The 24,573-nt window shown below is 59.9% G+C and carries 18 protein-coding genes; 4 read left to right on the top strand and 14 right to left on the bottom strand.

Going from position 1 to position 24,573, the window contains the following annotated elements:
- Positions 1-133: 133 nt before the first annotated feature.
- The 4 genes from K7W41_RS16945 to K7W41_RS16930 form a co-directional block, all read right to left on the bottom strand.
- The gene (locus K7W41_RS16945) at positions 134-2,185 is read right to left on the bottom strand and encodes a conjugal transfer protein TrbL (RefSeq protein WP_224611001.1); all 2,052 of its coding nucleotides are present in this window, start codon (positions 2,183-2,185) and stop codon (positions 134-136) included.
- A 10-nt stretch (positions 2,186-2,195) separates the two neighbouring features.
- Positions 2,196-3,137 carry a hypothetical protein gene (locus K7W41_RS16940; protein ID WP_224610999.1) on the bottom strand — a complete coding sequence of 314 codons (942 nt, stop codon included), beginning with the start codon at positions 3,135-3,137 and terminating at the stop codon, positions 2,196-2,198.
- Between the two features lie 10 nt (positions 3,138-3,147).
- On the bottom strand, positions 3,148-5,670 hold the full coding sequence (locus K7W41_RS16935) for a VirB4 family type IV secretion system protein (protein WP_224610997.1): 2,523 nt from the start codon (positions 5,668-5,670) through the stop codon (positions 3,148-3,150).
- Between the two features lie 326 nt (positions 5,671-5,996).
- Positions 5,997-7,010: a hypothetical protein gene (locus K7W41_RS16930; RefSeq protein ID WP_224610990.1), complete on the bottom strand. Its 1,014-nt coding sequence runs from the start codon at positions 7,008-7,010 to the stop codon at positions 5,997-5,999.
- Positions 7,011-7,143: 133 nt separating this feature from the next.
- On the opposite strand from K7W41_RS16930, the gene K7W41_RS16925 reads away from it, so the two are divergent.
- Positions 7,144-7,401: a hypothetical protein gene (locus K7W41_RS16925; RefSeq protein ID WP_224610988.1), complete on the top strand. Its 258-nt coding sequence runs from the start codon at positions 7,144-7,146 to the stop codon at positions 7,399-7,401.
- Between the two features lie 22 nt (positions 7,402-7,423).
- On the opposite strand, the gene K7W41_RS16920 is transcribed toward K7W41_RS16925, so the two are convergent.
- From K7W41_RS16920 to K7W41_RS16910, 3 genes are all read right to left on the bottom strand, one after another.
- Positions 7,424-8,422: a hypothetical protein gene (locus K7W41_RS16920; protein ID WP_224610986.1), complete on the bottom strand. Its 999-nt coding sequence runs from the start codon at positions 8,420-8,422 to the stop codon at positions 7,424-7,426.
- Positions 8,423-8,739: 317 nt separating this feature from the next.
- Positions 8,740-9,180, bottom strand: a complete 441-nt coding sequence (locus K7W41_RS16915; protein WP_224610984.1) for a hypothetical protein — start codon at positions 9,178-9,180, stop codon at positions 8,740-8,742.
- Positions 9,181-9,280: 100 nt separating this feature from the next.
- Entirely contained in the window at positions 9,281-9,883 is a 603-nt protein-coding gene (locus K7W41_RS16910; protein ID WP_224610982.1) for a single stranded DNA-binding domain-containing protein, read from the bottom strand.
- Positions 9,884-10,454: 571 nt separating this feature from the next.
- Here K7W41_RS16910 and K7W41_RS16905 point away from each other — a divergent pair.
- Complete coding sequence (locus tag K7W41_RS16905) at positions 10,455-11,870, top strand: replication initiator protein A (RefSeq protein ID WP_224610980.1); 1,416 nt, start codon at positions 10,455-10,457, stop codon at positions 11,868-11,870.
- A 143-nt stretch (positions 11,871-12,013) separates the two neighbouring features.
- Here K7W41_RS16905 and K7W41_RS16900 read toward each other — a convergent pair whose 3' ends face one another.
- From K7W41_RS16900 to K7W41_RS16885, 4 genes are all read right to left on the bottom strand, one after another.
- Positions 12,014-13,192: a bifunctional DNA primase/polymerase gene (locus K7W41_RS16900; protein WP_224610978.1), complete on the bottom strand. Its 1,179-nt coding sequence runs from the start codon at positions 13,190-13,192 to the stop codon at positions 12,014-12,016.
- Positions 13,189-14,001 carry a GspE/PulE/PilB domain-containing protein gene (locus K7W41_RS16895; protein ID WP_224610976.1) on the bottom strand — a complete coding sequence of 271 codons (813 nt, stop codon included), beginning with the start codon at positions 13,999-14,001 and terminating at the stop codon, positions 13,189-13,191. The genes K7W41_RS16900 and K7W41_RS16895 overlap by 4 nt, the downstream gene beginning before the upstream one ends.
- Positions 13,998-14,894, bottom strand: coding sequence for a hypothetical protein (locus tag K7W41_RS16890; protein WP_224610974.1), 897 nt, complete (start codon positions 14,892-14,894; stop codon positions 13,998-14,000). Before K7W41_RS16890 ends, K7W41_RS16895 begins: the two co-directional genes overlap by 4 nt.
- Before the next feature lie 330 nt (positions 14,895-15,224).
- Entirely contained in the window at positions 15,225-16,547 is a 1,323-nt protein-coding gene (locus tag K7W41_RS16885) for a hypothetical protein (RefSeq protein ID WP_224610972.1), read from the bottom strand.
- Positions 16,548-16,963: 416 nt separating this feature from the next.
- Between K7W41_RS16885 and K7W41_RS16880 the strand changes: the two genes are divergently transcribed.
- Positions 16,964-17,617, top strand: coding sequence for a hypothetical protein (locus tag K7W41_RS16880; protein ID WP_224610970.1), 654 nt, complete (start codon positions 16,964-16,966; stop codon positions 17,615-17,617).
- Here K7W41_RS16880 and K7W41_RS16875 read toward each other — a convergent pair.
- Positions 17,612-20,557 carry a hypothetical protein gene (locus K7W41_RS16875; protein ID WP_224610961.1) on the bottom strand — a complete coding sequence of 982 codons (2,946 nt, stop codon included), beginning with the start codon at positions 20,555-20,557 and terminating at the stop codon, positions 17,612-17,614. The two genes, K7W41_RS16880 and K7W41_RS16875, sit on opposite strands and share 6 nt — an antisense overlap.
- A gap of 7 nt (positions 20,558-20,564) precedes the next feature.
- A complete protein-coding gene (locus K7W41_RS16870) occupies positions 20,565-21,713 on the bottom strand; it encodes a redoxin domain-containing protein (RefSeq protein ID WP_224610960.1) in 1,149 nt (382 codons plus the stop codon).
- A gap of 373 nt (positions 21,714-22,086) precedes the next feature.
- Between K7W41_RS16870 and K7W41_RS16865 the strand changes: the two genes are divergently transcribed.
- Entirely contained in the window at positions 22,087-22,932 is an 846-nt protein-coding gene (locus tag K7W41_RS16865; protein WP_224610950.1) for a hypothetical protein, read from the top strand.
- Positions 22,933-22,935: 3 nt separating this feature from the next.
- Here K7W41_RS16865 and K7W41_RS16860 read toward each other — a convergent pair whose 3' ends face one another.
- Positions 22,936-24,138: a hypothetical protein gene (locus K7W41_RS16860; RefSeq protein ID WP_224610948.1), complete on the bottom strand. Its 1,203-nt coding sequence runs from the start codon at positions 24,136-24,138 to the stop codon at positions 22,936-22,938.
- Positions 24,139-24,573 lie beyond the last annotated feature (435 nt).

The following is a 24,573-nucleotide window of genomic DNA, read 5'->3' as shown; positions in this document are numbered from 1 at the left end:
GATGCTGGGACCTGGACCACCGGCTTGTGCGGGGTGCGCGTAGGGTAGTCATGCCCTGACCTTGGGCGGCGTGAGAGTTTGCCAAACAACGCCGCCCAGCGGCGCAGCACGCTGGGCGGTCGGGGAAGGGCGCTTACCCTACTTTTTTCTCGGCATCTCGCCCTGCACTTGAGGGCGTGGCGCCCGACGACGGACTGCGGCTTGAGGCATCGCCACGGCCGTTGATCTCGCCGCCGCCGGCCAGGCGCGCCTTCTGGGCCGCTGCGCGGGCGTCATTCTCCTTTCGCAGAGAACCGGCGTCACCACCTTGCATCTTCGCATCCCGGTAGGGCTGCCCGTATCCCTGTTTGGATGCGTCGGCCCGCGCCTGCTCACCAGCAGTGGGCTTCATGGGGTTCCCCGCGCTGTACCGGGCGTCTGCAGCGCCGCGCTGGCTGGGCAGCCCACCTGCTGCCTTGAGCTGACTGTGGGCCTGCTGATCCGTCATGGTCTTCGGGGCGTAGCCGGGCGTCGTCACGCCTTTGTTCTGTTCCTGGGCATTGTAGGCAGCGGCGTGGCTGCGCGCCGCACCAGCGTCGGCAGCTGTGAGGGCTGCTCCTTCGCTGGCCGCACGCGCCTTACTTGCAGCGGCTGCCTGGCTGGGCAGCCCACCTGCAGCCGCCAGCTGAGCCCGTACCTCGCGGGGGTTGGTTCCCTGTTCTGGAGACAGACCAGCGGCCTCGCGGGCCACATTGGCCACCCGCGTCTGCTCGTTGCGGCGAGCAGTGGTCGCGTTGACGGCCGCATTGTCGCGCATGGCGTTAATCCCAGCTTCGCCAGCGGACCGCAGAGCGCCGCCCGTTGCCGCCGCCGCTCGCCCGCCCACACTGCCAGCCGCAACGGCGCCTCGCGCGCCAACCACTCCAGTGTCGACAGCGCCTCGCGCCGCGCCGGCCAGGGCTGCACCGCCACCAGTCAGGGCCGCTTGCATGGTCCGCGCCGCCTGCTGCATGCCACTCGCTGCCCGGGCCATGCTCATTTCCGGGCCGCCACTGCTGGCTCCGCCCGCCATCAGTGAGGTCAGCATCCCCGGCAAGGCCCGAATCAGGTAAGCACCCACCGATAGACAGACAATCATGATGACGATCATGAATCCGAAGCCCTGGATGATCTTCCAGGCTGCGCTGCCGAAATTTGAAGCGAACAGGCCGAAGTTGCTTCCGACATTGCACACTTCAGTCGCCGTATTGGCCATGATCCAGTCGTCTTTATGCGTGGCCGCACAAGTGGAATAGGCCGTGGCGTACTGCTGCATGGTGGCCTTCGCCTGGGCGTTCAAGGGGTCGATTTGCCCTTTGATATAAGCGGTCGGCTGCTTCATAGCTGACGTCGAAACCATCAGCATGATTGGCGGCGCCAACGTCACAGTGAGAATAGCCGCCAGCCAAGTTTTCAAAATGCTCTGCAGGCCGCTGCTGTTGCCCCCGGCCCAGAAACCAAGACCCACGGGGAGCATGGCCATGCCCAGCACAACGAACATGGCGCTGCCGTAGATCACGCCTGCAAAGCCCATGAACATGACCATGATAATGAGGTAGCCGATTTGGTAGACGCTGCTGAGGCTTTGCAGTGTCTTCGTCTCCTCGGCCGTGCGGTTCTTAACGCTCAGAATGGCCTGATCGGCCGCTGCCGCTGCCGCCGCTTTTGGGTCACTGCCTGTCACCTGGGAACCGTCGAAGGCACCCATCGCATTGACACTCATCATGGCGTTGCTGACAAACGAGTTCATCGTGATGGCCAGGTTTCGAGTGTCGTTGATCACCCCATTTTCGAGCTTGGGCTTCACAGCTGTGGTGCTGGCGGTATATGCCTTTTGCCAGGTGATCATGGGCAGGGTGAACATCGTCCCGAGTGCCCCCACGTTCCGTGTGGCGTCATTGATCAGCGTCACAGCCAAGACGGACAGGACCAGCGATCGGAAGATGGCTGCCATGTTTCTGGCAGGCCAGTTTTTCAGGAAGCCCAAGACGAAGAAGCACAGAACCAGGGTGCAGCCAACCAGCCCCATGGCTGGAAACACCTTGAACTCTTTGATCAGAGCGAAAGTGCCGGCAATCCACTGTTCCGCGCGCGGCACCAGGAGATCAACATTCATGGAGCCGCTGCTGGTCGCCGAGGCTTGTCCCAGAACCAGGACCAGCAGCACAACCAGGAGCCTAAAACATGTCTTTGACATCAATCACTCCTGGGGTCACCGTAAAGGCCGAACTGATGCCAGACGCCGCAGTCTCGATCACGCTCTGCACCTGCTTACCAGCGGCGCTGGCCTGAGCCTGACGGGCACGTATTTCCTCAAGCGCCTGTTTTGCCGCGCTGGTGCGTTCGGTCAGCATGCCTTCAACCAGGTCGCTCAGTTGCTCGTTGGTGACTTGCGTCTGCCGCACCTGCTGACTTAGCGCAGTCGTGAGTGCCGTGGCGTTGTAGGCCGACGACATGATGGCCTCGGCCTGGGCACGCACCAGCAGCTGCACCCCCTCCCGGGTGGACTGAATGGTCGTCGCCGCCTGGGTCAAAGAAGACGCGTTCTTAACGGCCTGATCGGCGCGTTCTTTGGTCTGGGCCACCGTCAGTTTGGATTCTTCAACCATCTTGACGCCGTCGGCAATGGCCTGGGTGTTGTCCGCTGTCGCCTTGGTGACCTGGGCAATTGTTTTGGCCGCCAGAAAGCGATTCTGAGCCATGTTGGGATTCAGTGCCAGGCTCCCGCGCATGCCGTAGGCGTCTTCCTTAGGATCGAGGAAGGCCAGATTGACCACACCCCGGGCCTGCGCGATCAACTGATTGCGCATCTCGTTGATCTTGGCTTGCCATTCGGACATCTTGCCCATATAGGCCTTAACGTCGATGCCAGCGGTCTTCAAACCATAGTCCAGGGCGCGGCCAAGCAGCTGCTGTCCAATATCTTGATAGTTGACGTCACCAAGTACCTGGTCTTTTAGGGCGCCCAGGTCAGTCAGGCTTTTGGCCCACTGCTGTAACTGCTGGATGAATTGCCAGACCTCCCCGGCCTGACCCAGGTTCCCCGGGTTGATGGCTGCGGCACCTGTCGAGAGGGAGAGGCTCAGCGCGAGGGTGGTGGTGCGGAGAAATCGGTTCATGGATACTCCTTTAGACTGCTCCGGCCAAGGCACGCACGGCTTCGAGCGTGTTCCCGCCGTACAGCGCAACGGTTCGGTCTCGGTGTGCCCGCTCGGCTGGGGCGGAGGTGAACAGCCAGTACTCCACCTTGTTCGGGAAGTACCGCACCACATCGCCCGTCATGCCGCTTTCCTTGTTCACGATCACGAGAAATTCGCGGTACCGCCCTTTTTCACCGCTCAGGCTCAAAATCAGGTTGTGGGCCGCCTCATTCAGACCCAGCACATCGGCGATGATGGCGGCCTCTTCAGCAGAGACCTGGCCGATAATGAACTGACTCGAATTGTTGACGAGCCCTTTGCCCAGCTGGAAGTCACCAATTTCCTGTGTGATGCCAACAGGCCAGAGGTTGTAGGTCCGGCCCAACTTGTACAGGGCAGCCACAAAGTCGCGTGCCGCCTCGATCTTGAACAGCACACCGATTTCTTCAATGATCGGCACGATGACCTGGTCTGGGTCGGCTTTGGCCCGGGCCCAGATCTGCTGAATTACCAGCAGGAGCGCGATGCGCGTGAGGTCCTTCTGTGCGCGGATCTTCGAAAGGTCGAAATACACGTACTTGGCGTTGACCCGGACTGTGCTTTCACCATCCAGGAAGATGCCCATCGGTGTGTCCCCGATGTATGTCTGCAGGGCCAGAGACAGATGTTTAATTGTCTGCTGGGCTTGGTCAAAGCGTCTCAGCGACTCGGTGCCCACAGCATTGAGATTTTTTAGCGCCCTGACGAACTTCGACAGGGTGACCGGTGTGTATTCCGGATCGCCCCGGTTGTTGTAGGACACAGCCCCCACATACACCGCCTCGATAGCAGCCGTGACCACAGCCTTCTCAATTCCGTTGAGGTCTTTGTCGCCCAGCAGCGCCGTGACGAATCCCAGAAGAAACAGTTTGTGCTCGTCGTCGGGTTCAATCACACCCGCTGGCAGCTCGAACGCGTTGTAGCGCACCACCTGACCATTGACAAATTGCCCTGGGGCAAAGGGGATGAACTGCCCTTCGTCACCCAGTGAAGCGATAAAGGACTCGTAATCGCGTTTCTGGTCGACAATGATAAATTCAGCATTTTGCGCGCCCGTGCGAGCCGCCCAGCCTTGGGTGAGAAACGTTTTGCCACTGCCGGCGCTCCCCATGAGCAGGGTGCCGTAGTTCAACGTGCCATCAGAGGGATTCAGGCCGGTTAGGCTGCCCCACCGGGAGCGCATCACCGCCACAGGTCGGCGACTGCCCTGCCACGGCCCTACCAGCGGCACCATATGAGCCACATTGATGCTGAAGCACTTGAACATAAAGTCGTTGTCCTGACCGTTCAGCGGCGCCAGCCGGTCCAGGTACTGCGGAATGTTTTGCACAGTGCCGTACACCGATTTGGTGCCGCCCATCATGCTCATTTCCGTCTGGGCAATTTCTTTCATGTGCTCCAGCTCGGCTTTGTCACGCGCGATCAACACCATGCTGATGCCGAACTCAAAGACGTGCTCTTCTGCCTGCGTGAGCTGGTACAAAACGTTGCTGATGTTGTCGAGCACAGCGCTATTGCCCACATCGGGTGTGCCCAGCGAGCCGTCTGTGGCGGCGATCTGAGCGCCACGCGCCGCATTGTTCAATTTCTTTCGCACGTCGGGCTGGTACAGGTGGTTCAGGTCGATGACCAGATAGACGTGGTGGCCACTCAACCGCCGCAGCATCCGCTCCGTCATGCCGGGGTAGGTGCTGTCGCCGGGCGACAGCATATTCACGGTCTGAACGAAGCGGTCTCCAACCACCAGCGCGTCAATTCGGCTCGTATCGATATCGGAATGAGCGATCTGAGCACGGAGGGTATCGGAATGAACTTGGAACATGCCCCTGAGCTGTTTCAGTGGAACGTTGGGCGGACGGAACATGCTCTTGAACATGGGCGGCTTCCCCGAAGCCAGACCAGGATTGAACCACCGGTACATCAGACTGCAGGCTTCCTGCCCCAAGACCTCCCAGGCAGGGAAACCTGCGGCATTCAGCATGTTGACCAGCGTTTTGCGCATCTGAACGCCGCGCTGGACCAACGCCTGAAGCTCGGTTTCCGTGAACGAGACAGGCACGAGAGAGCGGCGCCGTTTGGTGTCGAGTCGGAGCGTGAAGTAATAGCGCCAGGTGCTGAGTTCTCCCCGCACGCGACTTTCCTCCATCGCCCGGGCGTCCTCACTGGCCAGGAAGCTCAGCAGGTCATTGCCCATATGCTGTTCGCGGTTGACGCGCAACATTTCATCGTCGCTCACGGGGGCCGATTCAATAATGATTCGGCCCCGGCAGCGCTGAGGTACAGCCTGGATCATGATCATCCGGACCGCCTCCGCCAGCTGCTCACGTGCACCGTCTGTCACTTCGGCCGCCGACGGCAGATCGAAGCCAACGCAGATTTCGGCTTGCTTCTGTCGATTCACGACGACGCCGCTGCGTTCGCCCCAGTACTGCAGACGTTCGGTCAGCGATTGCCTGCGGTTTCGCTTAGGCATAGACGTTCACCTGGGCCCACGAGGTCGCACCTTGCCAAGACAGTGTTTTCACCGATTCAGTCAGTAAAATGGCCATATCTCACCCTGCCGCGCGTGAGGGTTTTGGCTTTTAAGTTCCGATGTTGAGAATCAAAAAGAGAAACCCGGAAACAGACAGAACTGAGGAAGCAAGACGCTTCTTCAAGACTGGTGTTTCCGAGCCGAACCTTCAGATGACCTGATCGGTTCTCACAGAATGACTCTGTGTCGGTGCTCTGAAATCCAACTGTCCGGGGCGAGCAACGCGGACAGGGGGTCGGTCATAGGCAAGGGGCCTATGGAACAGGTCAGGCCAGGTGAACCTCACGGCGCTGACCTTCATCTGCGGTGAACTCGTCCTGTGGAACATGCTGAGCAAGAACGGCAGCGCGGGCATCGTCAAACGAGCGCGCATAGACGTATCCAGACTCCACAAAATCCCAACCCTCCGTGATCACAAAGCAGAAGGTACGCTGATACAGCCGCTCAACCTTATCGACTCCAGGCACACTGTGCGGAGCGATGCGGGGCACCACAACGTCATCACCGGCAATCTGATACTGATGCGCTTTGACGCGGTCAGACTGGGCGGCAGCGAGTTGTGACTCCAAGGACAAAGCCAACTTGAGGCGGTCCAGATGGTCAGCAGGGGTCTTGAGAATGTCGTTCCACACTTTGTGTGTCGTCAACAACTCATGGGCCCTTTGCAACGTCTGGAGCTGCTCAGCGGGGGTCTCGCCGTGGCCGATGTTCAGGCGGGCGAGTCTCAAGAGACGGTCAACTTCACCTTCCACTTCAGGAGCGATCAACTCTTTGGCGTCGTTCGCATACTGACTCTGGTTGGCTTCCGAGAACTTGCTGCCACGATAAACCGGGGAGTAGCTCTTGGTGATGTCGTCGATTTCGTCCATGGCGCGAAACACCAGCACTTGTTGCTCATCTTCGCGGCCTTTCACCACATGAGGCGAGGCAAAACGTTCATCCGGATTGGACCGAGCGAACGCTTCATCCCGGAGCACATTCATAATGGCGTACCTGAAGTTGGCAACAAACTCCTCGTCAAATTCGAGGTTCCGTTCCTTCTTCAAGGTCCATACGGCGGCCCGGGTCCTGTAATCCACAGCCGATCCCAGGAGAGACTTCTTATCCTGTTCGTTTTCGGTGACCATCAATTTTTTGACAGTCGCCTCAAACCATTCGCGAAACTTATGGCGAATGACCTTCAGGCTCAATCCTTCCAGCTGCACCATGGGAAGTGTCGCGAGGGTGTTATCGAGCGTGTAGGCGATAGAAACGGCAGTAGGCAGGTTAAAAGTCGTCATGATGATCACTCCTGTGTCCGGTTGCTGGGGGGCCCAGACAACCGGAAGGTTGAATGGGGGACTCCTCAGAAACGGGTCAGAGGATCAGGGCTGGAAAGGCAACTGGTGATTACCAGTGTGGAATGGACACGTCATGAAGGGTCACAACGCGAACGTCCAGTTGCTGGGCCAGATGTGGGTGCCGGGCTTTGACATTGAGAAGGATATTCCCAAGGCTACTTCCCTCTTCCTCCTGAAGCGGTACAAACAGCTTGCGTTCAAGAAAAACGGCGACATCTGCTTTCACACGTTGACTGGCCATAGGTACCTGCTTTCCGACGTGCGTCAGCACGGGGTGCTGATGAATCGGAGCGCAGACTCCCATTCATCAGCTGTAGAAGCGTCTGAATAGGGTGCGGGAAGTGTGGATAAAGTCAGGCAGCGTTTTTGAAGAAGGGCAGAGCGATTCTGACCACCTCTTTGACAAACGTTGCTGAGAGACCAAAAACCATCGCCATTGGTGTGAGCCAGGCGTCGTCTTTGGCTTTGGCTGCAGACTCGAGAAGTTCATTCAGCATTCCTTCCGGAAGTGCCATCACTTCATCGAGCAGGCCAGCGGCTTCCAGTTCGGTCAGCACAGAGCCAACTTCACTGCGCAGCCGACTTCTCTCTGCGACCTCATCGTCCACCATCAGGGTGTCAGCCAGGCTGCCCGTCTCGTCCTCATCGTTGCCGGTGAAGTCGATGCTGAGCAGATTGCCTGAACCTCGAACGCGCAGAGCTTCCAGTGCATTTTCAACGCGGCGAACCGTCGTGAAGTACTGGTGCTCAAATTCTGCCTCGGTCAGGAAAGTCTGGATGCGGTGAAACAGTTCGTCGGCGGTCACGGATGGGGTCAACCCAAATTCCTCGATCCACGCTTTGAGACTGTCAATCCGTTCCAGAAGCTTCCGTTCCCCGCCCTCTGCATCTTCTGCCACTGCCTCAGCGCGTCTGGACAACGTGTTCTCCATGAACGCGGCAAAGCGGAGGCGACCTGATGCGGGGTTAAAGCGGGTAACAGCTTGGAGGCTCTCGGTCCAAAAGGCATTAAAGGCGGCTGTCGGACTTGAGAAACGCCAGTGGTTGCGAAGGGCAACCACAGCTGTCACGGGAAGAACGCTGCGAGCAAGGATTTCCTTGATGGCGTTCACTTCTGCGGGGTCACCGTCATACTGAATCAAGTTCCGAAGGACAGTGGACCACTCGCGTACCTGCCGTTCCGTCTGGCCGAGCGTTTCGACCTGGACGGTCTGACGAATTTGCATTACCTCATCGCTAGGAACGTATCTGCTCCACGCTTCCTGCGTTGCGGTCTTGAGCGTCTTTCTTGTGCTCAGAAAGCTCTGGGCAGCACCCTGAAGATTGCCGTCTTGCTGGTTCATATCCGTCATGAGACCACTCCTTGAATTCGCGGTAAGGCGGAATTCCCTCTTGTGGAGGGCGAGAAACGATCACAAAAGTGATCAGGTGACTGAGGTAATTCAAGTAGAACCGCCAAGTTCTAAGCCGGGAGGGTATATGTCAATGCCCGATCTGTCAATAGAAAGACTGCTCCTGGAACCGAGGTTCCAGGAGCAGTACTCATCCACCTTGCGGCTTCCGAATTGGCGGTACTTGAATTACCAGGTCACTGTGCTCGCTTGGAGGAACAAGTGCCTGATACTTCAGGTATCTCGGAGGGTATGTGCCTGCCCGGCTTTTGTCAAGGCTACCAACGGCGCTGGTGCTGCGTGAGCAAACGCCGCGCTGCCCGGGCACTGCGCATGCGCTCTACCGATGTGGTCACAGCGCCCAGCAGTACCAGAATCCCAAAACCGATCGCCGCCAGGGTAATGTGTGGCCCGCCCACCTTGAAAGCCTGATAAACCTCAAAGCACCACGCAGCCAGGAAAACCACCGGCGCCACCACAAGTATCAGCCGCATCAGAACCCAGGCCACCTGCAGGAGATACTCCAGCCTGTACAGCTGCGTTTCCCGCTGGTGTTGCTGAGCGGTGAGTTCACGTCGCCCCGGTTCTCTGATTCGGGGTGAGCGCCCGGCCGGCGCGATCACACCAGGGTCAGGCACACCCTCCGGCAGAGGGAGAACCAGATTCTGAGGTGCAGGGGCCAGGCGGCGTGAGCGGGCAGGGGCGGTCGTGGTGGTCATGGCGGAATCCTCCTGGCCCCGTTGTTCTTGCCCAGGCAGCAGTTTGTCAAGGGGACGCGCCATATGGACTAGCTTACAGGGCGATCGCGCAGCTCAGTGCTCAGGTTGAGCCCACCGTGGGACGGTACGTTTCAAGTCTCGAATAGGTTCTTGATAGGCCAGCCCCATTTGTTTTCCGTTCACTGTGCAGCCGGCCAAACAGCACCACCGGATCTCCCTTTCGGCCACCTGCCAGCGCCTGAGCAGCCCGGCCATAACTGCTGGTTTCCAGCAGACCAGTCTCTCTGAAGATCCGCAGGCTGACATTGACCACAGACGCTTGATCCGGGCCTGGAAGAATTTGAAGTCGGATGTCGCTCGCCAGATGACCAGAGGCAATCACCTGGTTGATACCGCGCGTCAGAACGTATCCTCCCGCCCTGTCGGTGGTCGTTGGAAGAGCCGCCACGGTTGTGAGCTGCTCTACCTGCAGCGCGACCTGACCTGTGCTGCCCGGCAACGGGCGCACTTCCCCTTCGGCCAAATAGGGCGCGCCTGTGGTCAAGCCCTTTAATAGTTCAGGCGTCGCCGCTGTGAGCGTATGGTAAAAGGGCATTTCGCGCACTCTGCCACGGTGGTTGATGGTCTCTGTACCAGCAAGGGTAAAGAGCGGACCATTGACAGGGCCACAAAGAGCCCCCAGAAACACGAATCGGGCCGGCATAGAGGTACCGTAGAGGCGCGAGGGTTCTGGTAAGACGCGGTGCACCTGTTTTTCCCTCTCTATGATGAACAAAATCTTTTAAAACATGGGTTAAAAGATTGATGACAACATCATCATAGAATTCGGGGATTTTCCGATGGAATCGTAGGAAAGTGCTTCTGTCTCCCGAAGTAAGACGATATTTTCCCCAAAGTTAGACGTGAATTTTCCCCAAAGTTAGACGAAACGCAGTAATCCGATTTCCAATGGTTAATCGATAGTTTCTCCAGAAGTTAGACGTGGCCGCATTTGGACGGATTCCCGTGGTTTGACGACTCTTGTGGCAAAACTCCCGAAGTCAGACGATAGGCCCATGCCTCGGATTCCCAAAGTTAGACGATGCAGAGTTTTGAACGCCGATTTTTGTGTCTGGGATGGCTAATTCCTCGGAAACCCCCGAAATTAGACGTGGGGCAGATTTCCGGTATCCCCGAGGTAAGACGATAGGGGAGCGGCAGGGCAAGTAGACTTTTTGACCCTCGCGCCATCACCGTGCAGCCATGGGCATCGTGATCCTTCGTAGAATGCTTTCATGGCCAACCTCAATGAGCGGGACATGATCAAGGGTCGTGACGAGCAGAACGCCGCCGTCATCAACCTGATCATCTCCCAGGAGTGGCTCCCCGATGACGTTTTGAGGCATGAACGCACGTCAATCAATCCAGCAGGTAACCCGTACACGGTGGTGAGTGTCGGTGTACCTGGAATTGGACTGACACGTGGCAGTGACAACGATATTCTCGTGGCCCTTATCAATGCATTTATTGATGCGGGTTGCCCAGAAGATGGCGTCATCACCACGACGGCGTACGGTTTACTGAAGCTGGCCGGTATGAGGACGAGTGGGCAATACTATCAATCCCTTTCTCAGGGGTTGGAGCGGATGTTAAATACAACTTTTTATATCACAGACGGCTGGTTTGATTCTCACAAAAAACGATATACAACGGTTTCATTTCGCCTAATTGATAACCTTTCGCGCACGCATGAGGCGCCTTCGGGCGAACAGATAATTCTTGATCGAAGGTCTATCATTAAGATCAGATTGAACGACGAAATTACCAGAAGTATAAGGGCCGGATACATCAAATCGTTCGATTTGGATTTCTACGGAAGCTTGAAAACAGTAGGCTCACGGAATCTTTACAGATATCTGGATGCCCGTTTGGATAGAGATGGACAATCTCGAACTCGTTTGAGACAGTGGTCAATAGACATGGTGCTGCTGGGGCATGATTGTGGCTTGGTAGGAAAGCGCACGGACCACCTGAGGAAGTCGATTGAAGCGATGTGCGCACCTCTCTTGGCCAAATCCTACTTAAAGAAGGTGGAATTCGTTGGACGAGGCGCCAAGACCCGGGTGCACTTTTATTATGGCAGTCGGGAGTCGTATCAAAAGGTTGAAAGTGACAAGCCTCCCGTCAACCCTGAGCTCGTTAAGCTGCTCGAGGGGTATGGCGTGCATCCAAATCGGGCAAAGTGGTTTGTCGCCGTACTGGGTGAGGATGTCCGTATTGCTGTTGCACTCCTCGAAGAAAAACTGAAGAAAGGAGAGAAATTTGACAACACAGGCGGATATTTAGCTCGTCTTCTTGATCAAGACCTTATTCGATTTGAAAAAGAGAAGGCGGAACTGCAAGCCCAGAAAGAGAAGGAAAGACAGACGCGAGAAACAGAAAAGCTCAGAAAGCATGAGCTCTATGCTGATAGCTTCCAGGAGCTAGCATTTCCTGCTCTAATGTCCAGTGATCTTGAGCTGGCTGCCGAGGCTGCGCTCTCGGATTTCAACAAGCAACTCCTCGTGCGGCGAGGTTATACCATTGCCCAGCTCGATGACCTGCGGGCCATGGTCACAAGTGGGCAGTGTAGTGCGCCTTCGCTTGCTTCTGCAGTGAATCAAGCCTTGATGAGGGGATTGGAATTCGGAGAGCTGATCAAGCTGATTTGAGCTGGACGAGAAGAGGGGAGCAGGTGCGGTTACACCTGCTCCCCTCTTCTGTCGTCTAACCTCGGGGGTTTTTCGAGAATCTCCTGTCCTAGTGCTGAAAAATCGTCACAAAGCCACGATCACTGATGTCAGGTAGATCCCTCTTAGACTTGTGCGCGCAGCAATTTATGAAGGGCTGTACTGCCTGGCACTGCCACACCTGATCGCACCTCGGCCTCAAGCTGCATCATGACGTCTTCCAGGCCGTCAAAGCCTAGCTTTCTGAGGAGTGACACCCCTTCAGCACGTACTGGACCTCTGGCTCCAACGACGCAGCGTGCGGCCTCTAGGCGGGCCAATGGTCCCAGAGAAGGCCACGCCTCTTCCAAGCGGCCCAGCAGCGTGGCTGCAGGCGCGCGCCAGGGCGCCCTGGCGGCCCGGCTGTAGGCCTGTTCCAAAGAGTGCTGGGCCTCCTCAAAGGTGTATGCTTCAGCCTCTCCCTTGCTGTTGGTCCCCGGAACCTGCTGTGCATAGTCTCTCATGACGAGTTCGGCATCAATCTGGCTGAAGCGGTTATCACGCAGCTGACAAGCCAGCCAAAAACCTGTTTCATTCCGGCGTCCTTCGCTATGCGCAAGTTCGAGTGCCAGGAATAGGAGTTCGCGCTCAAGCGTTGTTCCGTCCTTGGCCTTCCACTGCGGGTGAGAATTGCTCCGCTGAGGGGATAGGGGTGCGGTTGGTTGAGGCATTGGCGGGCACCGGAGCCCCAGAAGATCCTGAACGTCCTGGGGCAACCACGCCGCGTCATCCAAATCGTGATGATCCCGCAGCGCCTGATAGCCAGCCTTGCCAAAGCAGGTGGGGGGAATCACGACGTACCCTCCATCTCCCCGCACGTCAATGCCACGAATGCTTTCCAGCCGGTGGTTGGTTTGGCTCTGTACCGTCTTGACAGGCCAACCCGGATGTTTGAGATACCAGTGAAGTCCCCCTGACGGGGTGCGGACATGGGCACGCTCGTGCAGGCCCCATTGACCGAACCGGTCAACGCCCTCGCCTTTGTCGACATCAATGACCACCATGCCACTGACCTGGCCAGTGACCAGGCCCAGGCCCCGCCAGCCTGGCTGCAGCCAAGTTAGGATCTGATCACGGCTGGCTGGAGTGGTTTGCAGCGGGAGCCAGCTGCCTTTAAAGCCCCCCTCTTTTCGCGGCGCCTGGTGTCCAGTACTCAGCAGGGCCTGACCATGTGGTCGTTTGTCGTGGCCAACAGGCAACAGGCTGCGGCCCAAGACCAGGTGGTCATCAGCGGCACGCAGGAGTTCGGCAATTGCCCGGCTCATAGCTCTGGCCAGCGCCCGCTGGACCAGTCCTCTTCGATCAGGGCGTCAATGACACTCTGCGTGGTGACGTTGGGGACGATGGGCCGCTGCGTTTGCTGGCGCAGTCTGTGAAGTGCCAGCTCGTCGTGGGGATCGACCATCATGACGACCAGAGCTGCACCTTCCAGACGGTGGGGATAGGCCCGGCAGAGGGCTTTGACTGCGGGACTGATCAAGTCACGTACATTCTCATCAACGGGTTGCCGGCGCACGTCAATGGCATGAAGGCCATGGGTCATAGCAAGAATCTCGGCGTCCTGCTCTGGGGTGCAGGTGGTGGGCGTGCCAAGTGGCGTGCAGGTAATGAGTGCCCGCGCCTGTAAGGCGTCCAATGTCCCTGTGAGGCAGGTCGGATAGGCAAGGTCGTACAGGTAGCGCCATACCGTAGGGGAGACCACGGAATGGACCAGGTGTTGATGGTCAATGGCGGCCGCCGGGCCATCCAGTCGACCGGTGTTGTAGGTGATGACCTCCATCAGGTCTCCTTGAGGCCGGTGCGGCAAAATCTGGTGTTCCAGGGCCACACGGAAGTCGAACATGTCGGTACAAAACACCTGGAGTGCAAGATGCGAGTCGTAGAACGGTTTGCCGGCGTCTTCTGCCAATGCGGCCCAGACCTGGCGTTCATCGGTGAGCAGGGTCAGCGCAGTGGTCAGGGTAGAGCCGCGGTGGCATTCCCGTGTGACAGCTTCAAGTTGCTGCGGCGTTAAGGTCCCCAGACTGGACAGCAGCTCCAGTTGCTCTGCTTCTGCGGCAGAAAGGGGCATCATCTGCGCCCCTTGGCAGGTGTCGATCGGTGCAGATTCGCACCCGCATAGGCGTGAGAAGCAATTTCGCGCGCGACACGGGCGATGCTGGCCACATACGGCTCGATGCCCTGCTTGAATTTCAGGTTTTTCAGTCGGATCTGCTGTCCGACGCCTTTAAGGGCGTCACGGACCTCTGGCGTGCCTGCACTTGGGTTTACCCAGATATCGCGCATCAGTGGGTTGGCATTGTGAATCATGATGTCCGTGTGTTCCGGCATTTGCTTGAAAGCCCAGTGTGAGACGGCAGCTTCGGCAGCGGCCAGATTGGCATGAGGCAGTGTTTGGGTGAACTGATAGGCGCGGCTGCGTCCATACAGAATGCCGCTGACATAGCTGCGTTCGCCGTCAGTGATGCTCGCGGTATACAGGTGAAAGTCGACCAACTTCGGCCCCATCTCGCCGCGCGCAGCCGCGTGCGCCAGGACATGTCCGAGGTCGAAGGGCAGGGGATGGCTGGGTGACAGGTGGCACCCGTGACTGCGCACATAGTCGCGCGTGGCCTTGGTGTGGTTGGCAGGGTTCCACAGGGTTTTGTACGGGGTCGAGAGGATCAGGTCGCGCAGTGCCGGAGTGCGCAGAACCGCGTTCTCCAGCGCAAGTGGCAGCGCCGCATCGAGGGGGCCTGGCGTTGGATGTACGTCAAAGCGCAGCCCTGTTTCGTCCTTGATGCACAGTCCGATCAAAAAGATCGAGTTGTCTTCCTTGCTCGGCCTGCTGGTGATAGTAATCGTGGTTTGCCGGGCGCCTGCATGCCCTCCGCGGCGCCGCGTGCTGACAGAGAGATCAACTTTGACGGGGTCGACCAGGCGCGCGCCGCGTTTCAGGGTCGCGCGGGTCCCACTGTTGCGGGTCAACCCGATGCGGTTGGGGTTGGGACCACGCGGCTGGTCTGCGCCGGGCGTGGCGGCGCCGTCGGGTGTGGCGCGCCGACGCCGACGAGATGGGGCAGAGTCTGAAACGGGCGGCGTCTCAGGGGCCGCCTCTGCGGGAGCCTCAGACGTTGGCTGAAGTGCTGGGTCAGGCGAGGTCGTGGCCCGTCGTTTGGACGGTCCGCGCGTCGCTGCTTTGCTGGGAGGTGCCATACGGGCCACCTTGCCAGCGCGAGGCCTGCGAACCGGCGACACTTATTCTCCGCATCATCCGTAATCTTCACAAGAAATAATTCACAAGCAGGGGCACCCCTCTTACCCCTGGCCGGAGAAGGGGGCTGTTACCCCGCCATAGGGCGGAGACGTTGCCCACGGAGCTGCTGACGCTGCTGCAGAAGCCAAAGGGTGAAGTCGGTTATAGGTTGGGTGCCTTTGTCGAGTAGGCAGTCGAGTAGGCATCGGCCTTCGGTAGCCCCAGTTCCTCATTGGCGGGGTTGACCAGGCTTTGGCAGCTGCCCATGCTTTCTGTAGCCGCTCAGGGCTTCTATTTTGTGGTGCAGCGGGAGCAGTAGAGGTTTTCTCCATTCCCTGTACTGGACTGGGCGGAGATTGGCCACCCTCCATGGGTAAGGAAGTCATTGCCTGCTTGTGAATTATTTCTTTCCTCAACCGATGCTCTCTTCTTGGCGTCTTTACCTGTGGATCTCGTGTACCCAGGGGAACGGGGGACAGTAACAGCGCCGTTTCAGCGCGAAGGGGTACGACTTGAACCACCTGGAGAACCTGGACACGCATAAGCTGCCCGATTGAGCCCAGACGCGTGCGCAGAGCTTGCGTGAGACCAGCCAGACGCTGGCGCTGCGCAGGACGCACGTCATCGTGCGTCTCAGGAGTCGGGGTGGTGGGTTGTTCTGCGGCCGGCTGCGCGTAGACGACGTGGCCGTAACTCAGGGTGCCGGGGTCTACCTGGCGAATGACCATCGTGCGCGCGGCGTAGCCGTACATCTTGAGGAACCCATTCTGGGTGATTTCGAGCAGACCGCGCTCTTCAAGGTGGCGCAGTGCGTTGTCGACCTCTTCGCGCGCCAGCTTGAGTTCACTGGCAATTTTCAGTGCAGTCTCGCGGAAAAAGTTGTTGTCATACCGCTTTTTGAGATAACGCAGCACCTGTCCAGCGGCGCCGAGGTCCATTTCCTGCTGGAGGTTGTTCTCGACGGGAACATAGATTTTTGTGCGGCCGGTGCCCTTGCGCCCGACATTGACGATTTTTCCTTCATCCATGAGTTCCTGCGCCAGGTCCTGCATCAGGTCCATGGCGATCACGGCGCCGCCCAAAGGCACACTTTTGAGCCTGCCGGGGGTTGCCTGGCCCCGCCGGCAGATCGCTTCGTAAAGGTGGGCCTTGAGTTCACTCCACAGCCGCGGCGCGTCGTGGGCCAGCACATACATCGGCTTCGCCGTTGACCAGCAGACCACGGTCCCTGCACGCACGTACTGGTCAAGTTCGGCGCGGATGCTTTTGTAGCAGCCATGAATGGTGCCGCCAGTGGCCTGCGCAACTTCCTCGCAAAGCTGACGGAGGGTGGGGCGGCCAAGGTGGCCAACCGTGTCAAGTAAGTGGGTCTGATGGGGGGACATAATCCGAAACCTCCGGGGGAAGGGTTCCGGCACCGATAGGTCACTACGCCATTTGGCCTACGCAAATGTACATAGGGGCTCTAGGCGCCCTGACAATGGGCGCGTATACTTTCGGTGCTGGCTACGGCGACGGCGTCGACGGACTGGCAACAACAGAGTTGAGCGCTATTGCGTTCCTCCGAGATTGGTCTGGGGTGGAGCCCGGGCCAATCTTGTTTTGTGGGACGCAGAAAGAAGGAGGAGAGCGGGGCGGACGGGGGGGCGTTCTTAAAGTCAAATTAACAGGGGGGTGATTTCAGTGATTTCACCGAGGCGCACCCTAGCGTTACCCTTGGGGCAAGCAGAGGCAAATGGGAGAACGGGTGTGGGGGCATTGAGAAGGACTCAGGTTTTCCTTGATAATGGATTGCGCGTTCATGACCCATTCCGAAGCCCCTCTGAATACCTTGGCTGCCCACTACGTGGCGCGGTACGCACGCTGCCACGGCGAACACTGTGACCTCTGGGTCGCGCGCGACGGCGACAGCTTGGAGCGGGCGCCAGATTTTCTGGCAGGCGAGCGCTGGGGCGACATCGAAAGTGGCATCCTGGCCCAGAATTTGAGCTGGCGGATCAACGGTCTGCTGAATCTGTCATTGGATGTGGATTGGAGTCTGCACCCGTCCCGGCACCGGGTGCTCCAAGCGGCCGTCGACGCCGCCCAGGAAATGGCCCAGACATTTGAGCACCCAGATGCCGTCGAAGCCCGTGATGCGCAGTTTATGGCCCAGTACGGCCTGAGCAGAGACCAGCTTGGAGACCGGCTGGAGCGCCGACAGCTCCGGGATCAGGTGTACGCCCTGCTGGACCACCACAACCTGAAAGACACGCGCCACGTGCTTTACGATCACCCTTCCTACTGGAGGGATGATCAGGGTCAGCTGCTGCTGCTGTGCCAAACCTATACCAGTCCTGCAGACCTACAACTGCTCCTGGCTGACGCAGAAGCGGTGCATCTGAACAGCGAAGTCTTAGGAACCGGGCCTTATGGTGAGGCCACCACGGCGGTGCTCTACCGTCTTAACTCATAGCCCAAGTGCGCGCTCTCGGTAAGCCCGGAGCTGGGCCTGAACATCTGCGCCGCAGTCTCGGAGGACCTGCTCAATCGGCCTGAGCACGTCCTTCAGATCCGTGTCGTTCTCGACCAGATCCAGGGCGGCCTCGTAAGTTGCGAGGGCTAAAACGCTGTCGCCGGCGCTTGCTGCATCATGGCCCAGCAGCAGATAGCTCTGAAGGAGCAGGGGGTTAACCTCACGCCGCAGGTCCTCAATCCAAAGGCCATCCATGTGAGGAAGCACTGCGGCAGGCGCCGGCAGGATGGCCCGGATAGCGGCCACATCACCAAGCGTCAAGGCACGCTGCAACCGGACGGTATCCAGATTGATTTCCAAGCCGTCAGCGAGGGCGTAGACCCCGCTGTGGGCAATCAAGGGTACCGGCTCTTCAACCCCCGTGACGGCCCGCAGCTTGCGCCGGAGGACTTTGAGGGGATCCCGGATGTCTTTGCTGTCATCACCGAAGACCGCTTCTTGCAGTTCATCCTTGGTTTGCTCGCCGCGCACCATCAGAGCCGTCAGGAGCCTGGACTGACGGCCCTCCAGCGTCAGGACGCGTCCCTGGACCCGGAACACGGGTCCGCCGATCAGCTGGCCGGACAGTTCAACCCGGGTAACGCCCGGATCAGATTTTGCAGACGTCCAGGCCCCAAACACGGCTCCGGCCCCTTCGCGCTGCGCCAGGTTGCGGTACAGCCCCTTCAATTCGTCCGCATCCCACGCGGCTGGCGGGTGGCCCTCACCAAAGGTCCGCATGCGGGCAGCCAGGGTAATGGCATGCTGCTCGGTCAACTCCCCGCGCCGCCGGGCCAATTCTGTCAGGAAGGCCGAAGCCCGGACGCCAGAGAGCCCGGTGTACCAAGTGGCGATTTCCAGTCGGGTGCGGGCTTCCTCGTCCTGGCCCAGTGCGAAGGCCAGGTGACCTGCCTCAAAAGCCAGGAGCGCCGTGAACTCCGGAACATCCTGCCAACCCTGCTGGCTGGCGTTGATGGCGCTGGCTGCGTTGAGCGCATTTGCAGCGGCGCCGTACGCCCCCCGTTTGATCTGCGTGTCGGCCAGCAGGCAATACGACATGAACAGCCGGTCCGGCCGCTGGGCTTCGCGCCCAGCCGTCACTGCCTGCTCGAAGGCGCGCACCGCATCATTCAGGTGGCCGTCGAGCAGCAGTCGCCGGCCCTCGGTCTGCTGTAAGCAGCCCACCCACCTCGACTGCTGCTGTGTGGCCAGCGTCAACGCTTCCGCCAACAGTTCTGCTGCCCGCCCGCTGTCGCCTATATCCAGCACGATATCGGCGAGCAACATGACCGGCCCCAGGGTTTTTGCGGACATGCGGAGCTGCCGGTAAATCGTCAGTGACTCTTCCAAGAGCTCGGTGGCGCGCATGAACTGTCCGGCCCGCTGAGCGGCGAATGCCCATGCAAACAACACATACGCCAGGCCTTCTGCGGGACCTTGCGCTCTGGCCTGCTTGACAGCCCCTTCTGCCACGCGCTGCGCCTCTTCGAGTCGTCCCAGGTTGGCCAGCGCGTGCACCCGCGTACCATTCATTTGCATCACCATCAGCCCAGACAACTCCGCAGCCCCCTCGAGCGCCTGTTCGGAGGCCGCCAGTTGAGCGTGAAAGTCGGCACGGATATACGCATTGTGAGCTGCCAGCAACGCCGCCAGCGCGCTGCCTGGCATCTGTCCGCCCAGTTGCTGGAGCAGGTCGAGACCCCGGGACGTGCAGCGCGTTTCGACCAGCGCCAAGCCGTAATGCAGCGCCAGGGACGCCGGCAGAATGCCGTCAGGGATCGCATCCAGGAAGGCGGTCGCCTCCGCATACAATCCCCGTTCCATCAGCAGGGGCACGTGCTGCTCCGTTAGTTCCAAGATGGCCGGCGTGTCCCCAATCGTCACCAGATGTTCGAGCGCGTCAAATATCTGACCGCGACTGACTGCCTGCCGCGCGGCGTGTCGGTGCGCCAGTGTCCAACGCTCAGTGGTTCGGCGCAGCTCATTGTGAAGCAGTTCGCGGACAAGAGGATGGGGTTCGAAACGGCCGTCGCCCAAGGGACGCAGCAGCAGGCCTGCGCGCAGCACATCAGCCAGCCACCCGGCCGGAAGGTGAGTGACTTCCCGGGCACTGTCGTCGTCCCACACTCGAAACACGGCCAAAGCTGGCAAGGCGAGCCGAATCAAGACGGGCAATGCCTGCAACTGTCGGCGCACGAGGTCCTGCGGGGTTAGGTTGCTGTTTGCTGCTGTCAGCAGCCCTATGGCCAGTGGCCAGCCGCCGAAATGCTCGGTGCCTTCTAGGAGGACGCCGCGCTGATCGGCCAGTGCCAGTGCCTCTTGCGGCGTGAAGGCCAGCGCATCCATGCCGAGCACTTGAAGCTTCCCCTCGGCGATCTGATATGACAGGTCAAATGCATCAAGAACCCGGCCAGCCAGGATGATCCGCTGAGTATCAACCAGTCGCTCCATCAGTTGAGTGATCCACTGCTGAGCGTCAGAACCACTGTGCTCTGCGCGGTCTAGCATCAAAATCAATGGCCCTGCAGATGCCAGCGTGGCCGCAAATGCACGCGCTGGAACCGGCCCAGCAGCCCGCTCCAGGAGACGCGTCAAGCCCACGGCCGCCTGGGGGACAAGCAGTGCCACCTCATCCGCGATGGCCCAAGCCAGACCGCGCGCCGTGCCGTCCATCTCACTGCAGTCAATCAACACACACGTGTGCCGACTGGCCAACTGCCCCAGGAGGGTGCTTTTTCCATACCCACTGGGGGCCACGAGCGCCAGATGGAGCGGTGCGAAGGGCCGCTCGAACGCGAAGTACAGCCGATCACGCTCAAGCCGACGAACGCTTGGCGTATTGCGCGGCACTGTCACGGCTGCCGCCAGCTCACCAGCCTGGGCAGGACTGGTGAGCTCCATGATGTTGTCAGTGTCCGTCCAGCGCCCATTGCAGCACGCTCTCAGGACTCAGGAAGTCGGCCATGTACTCGTTGTAATGGGCCTGTTCGATTTGCCCTTGTTCGTTGATGAGGAATTCTGCGGGAACCAAAAACATGACCCCTTCAGAGATCCAGCCGCGCGCGCCCATCATGGCGAACCCCTCTTTAATCATGTCGTAATTGCGCAGATCGACGAGTCGCTTCAATGACCGGTCCAGGCCATACGCCCGGTGAGTGGCCGCCGTCTCATCGCACAACACCGAGAACGTCGGCTGCGTCCGGCCAACCGTGCGCTGGAGCTTATCCACGGTTGTGGCCCACACCTCCACGATAGCGACACCCGCTTCCTCCATCTGTGGTTGCAGCCGCATAACTGTGCGGTGATGCGGATTGCAGTGGGTGCAATTGGACATCCGGTGCATCATCAGCCACACACGCCGACCGCGGAACTGTTTGAGCGTTACCGCTGGACCTTGGATGGAAGGCAAAAGGAAATCAGGCGCGGGGTCACCCGCCTTCAAGTGCCTCACAGGCGTGTTGTGAGACGGTGCAATGCGCGCCACCCCCCGCTGAATCAGCGAAGCGGCCCCACGGGCCACGTCATCCCAGCGTAGGTGGGCTCGCCGAGCACTTTCCAGTAGAGGTAGTCCGGCCAGAGCCCCCTGATGAAGTGCCTGGGCGGCAACCGTACTCTCTGGGGCCAGGTAAGGGGCCACCTCCAGAAGGTCGGTTGGCTTGATGCTCAGGGCGTCGTCTTCTAGTTGACGCGCGCTCAGTTCAGCCATCTGGAGGGCTACTCTGCCATCGACATGGGCAATCCATGGGACTGACACCTGCGGCTTCACGTGGATCTGAGCCGGCTGGAGGACAATAGGAACCAGCGCCATTTCAACGCGCAGGCGCAGCAGGTCTGTCAGGCGACTCTCCGTCAGATGACCCGCTTGCAACAGATTGCGAATCAGTTCGTGCGGTGTCTCAGCGCCCATGCGTGCCGTCTCGAGCATAGTCTCGGTGATGCCCATGTGTGTCAGCGACGCACTCCACTGGGGCAGGAACGGGCTTTGAACGCCGCAGATATCTCCATCTGCCAGCAGAAACGTGGTGTTGAGTACCGGCTCGTCAAAGTGAAGCGACACAGATTGGACACCGCCGCGCTCAAGCACATCAGCTAAAAGTTCACCTGCTGCGACTGCCGGCCACCGTCTGACGGTCATAATTTCACGCGGCCCACGCTGGTTCGCAGGTTGCCGTTATACGCCGTGAAAAAGTGGGGAAAACACAAGACATAAGTCGCTGACAGCATACTGGGCGAAAGAAAAGAGCGGTAGTTGAATGGGCAATGACCCCTGTGGGGGTAGGTTGACGCCTCTTCCATCTTTATGTACTTTTAGTACACAAAGGAGGGAAGCTATGCAGCTCCCACAATCTATCAGGCAAGGCAACGACGGCGAAAAGCTTCTCTGGCAATACATCTGGGAGAACGGTCCTGGACCCTACTCAGCAGAGGCTGTGGGCACCGCTCTGGGTCGAAACGCCCGCGTCACTGGCCGCAATCTGGCCGATCTGGTGAAAAAGGGATGGCTGCACATCCTCCCTTTTTCAGGTCCAAACCCTGATCACCGTCCCCCCACGGTCTATGAGGCGCTGATTCCTGGACCGCCTCTCACCCCTGTTGACGCTCCGCACTACCTGCTGCGGGTCCTCGTGCAGGTTCATGCAGACGCCACCCCCACCATGATTCAAACGGCCCGCGAGATCCTGGAGCGGCTGGGCTTGGGAGTCCATGACCTGACGGTCGGGCACCTGTATCTCGACCGCGACGGCCTGACTCTCAGAGAAGCCCTGCATTTCAAGCATCAGGTGTTTCTGGCCACCTCGCTGGTCTCTGGCATCAGCGGCGCGCTGACCTTCTACGGTGAACTGTATGACCGGCAGCAGCATCCCGGCGCCATCACGGAGATGGACTCACTGGACCGGCGCCAGAACGGCCAATACCAATACGAGGCAGAAGGCGGTGGCGTACAGCGCCTGCCTGGCCTCGTGTACAGCCACACCCGCATTAAGCTGCTGCGCTACGCCCCCACAGAAAGCGTGGTCGTGCTCAGACTCGATCCTGCTCACTGTATGCCCGCGCTGCAGAGCGGCGTGCGGCTGCTCCCGGCCCCGGTGACGTACCTCACCGCTCCAGGGACAGTGGCTCAAGGGCGCCAGCTGAAGCTCACCGACCCAACCACGGGTGAACAGACGCTCCTGGTCATTGCTGAAGACCAGGTGTCTCGTGCGGCTGAACTGGGGGCGCAGGCGCTGTTCGCGCGGCTCCAGGCCCGCCAGCTGCCTCACGTCCACCCGCTCTAATCGTCAGGCCCTGGCCAGAGCACCGCTGACCTGGCGCATCACCTGCCAGGCAATCTGGCTCGGATTGAGGCCGGCAGGGTGAAGCAGGTACGGCACGCCTTCCTCACGCGCTGCGGCACGTAAAGAGCCGTGGGCATGTGCTCCCCACCGCAGGGCAAAGATGGCCAGGGCCGTGCCAGGCTGCCGCAGATGCGCGGCAGCCTGGAGGCCGTGGTCATACCGGTCAGAAGGTATCCAGTCCAGTTCGGCCAGGCCCAGCGCCTCGACCAGCGCCTGATGGTGTGCGGGATCAGGCACCCCACCCAGGAGCACCACCCGCTTACCGGCCAGCAGCGCGCGGGCCTGCTCGACGTGCGGCGGCCATGTGGGCGCCGCAGTGGGCGCCTCTTCCAGAACTGGCGTGCTCTCTTCAATCGGGTCGGCCGGCGGCTCAGGCTCGGGTAGCTCACGTCGTCTCAGGGCCTCCTGGACGGCCAAGTAGTGGTCGGCCAGGACATGCAACTCGGCGCGGTTCAGAGGCGTGGCCCGCAACAGCCTTTCCCCGCCCACCAGCGCGACCAGCTGATCGGACTCGGGCAACCTGACGCCTGCGCGCCGCACCAGGGCCAGCAGGTGACCGGTCGCGCGCCGCAGAACCTCATGCAGTTCGGCGTCGTCAGAAGCCTGCGGCCATTCCATCAACACCAGCACCACCGTCTTGAGGGCGTGACTCAGCTCCTCGGTCAGGTCGCCTCGGAGAGGCCAGGCCCACAGCACGTCAACCTGACCCAGTTCGGCGGCCAGTGCGACGGTGTCAGTCAGCGCCATGCCTCTGCTGCGCGGCGTCTGGGTCAGGGCCCAGCGTCCAGCCAATGCCAGAGTTATTTCATCGACAGGCGTGTAGGGCAGTGGCCGCGCGTGCAACCGGTCAAAGATGTCCCACAGCATGGCGTCCAGGCCCCGGCTGCGGGCAGTGGGTCGGCCCAGGCGCACATACTGCCCCCGCCGGAGGGCATGCCGCGCTTCGTGCAGCGCGTTGATGTGGCTGGGCACGGTGAACCCGAATTTGAAACTGGGCAATGGGGGGCGGCCAATCTCTTGATGCAGAGCTCGCAGGTCTCGCCACAGGTCTTTGAGATCAAGGTCGGGCAGTCGGTGCCGGCCGCTCAGGCTCAGGGCCGCCTGGACAGCTACAGCAGCCCAGTTCAGCAGATCGGAGGCGTCCAAAAGTGGTAAGGCTGCCCGATCCTCCACCAGAAGAGCCAGCGCCGCGGCGGCACTGGCCAGGTGCGCCACTGCGGCGTCGAGCGTGTCCCCAGGAGGCAGGGGGGCACATTCCCACGCCAAAAAGCGCGCTGCCCGGTCAGACTGGAGACTGGATACGCGGTTGGCCGGTCTGCCGAGTGGGACCGACGCAGCCAGCACCTCCAGCCAGGTTCGGAATTCTGCGCTTCCGGCCAGACCGGTCACAGGCACGCCCTGCTCATGGGCCAGCTGTTCGAGGGTGGCCACCGCCGCAGGCAGTTCCGCCGGCAGAAGACAGGAGCCCCCCGACGTGGCACCCGCGCGGTAGAGGCCGTGCTCCAGCTGATTGCCGAGTGGCACGGTCATCGCGTCTAGGGTGTACAGCGAGAGCGCGACACCTAAGGCGACGTTCAATTG

Source organism: Deinococcus multiflagellatus (genome assembly GCF_020166415.1).
Classification (GTDB): Bacteria; Deinococcota; Deinococci; order Deinococcales; family Deinococcaceae; genus Deinococcus; species Deinococcus multiflagellatus.
The sequence above is the reverse complement of the archived record's forward strand: the minus strand, read 5'-3'. Positions and strand labels throughout refer to the sequence as shown.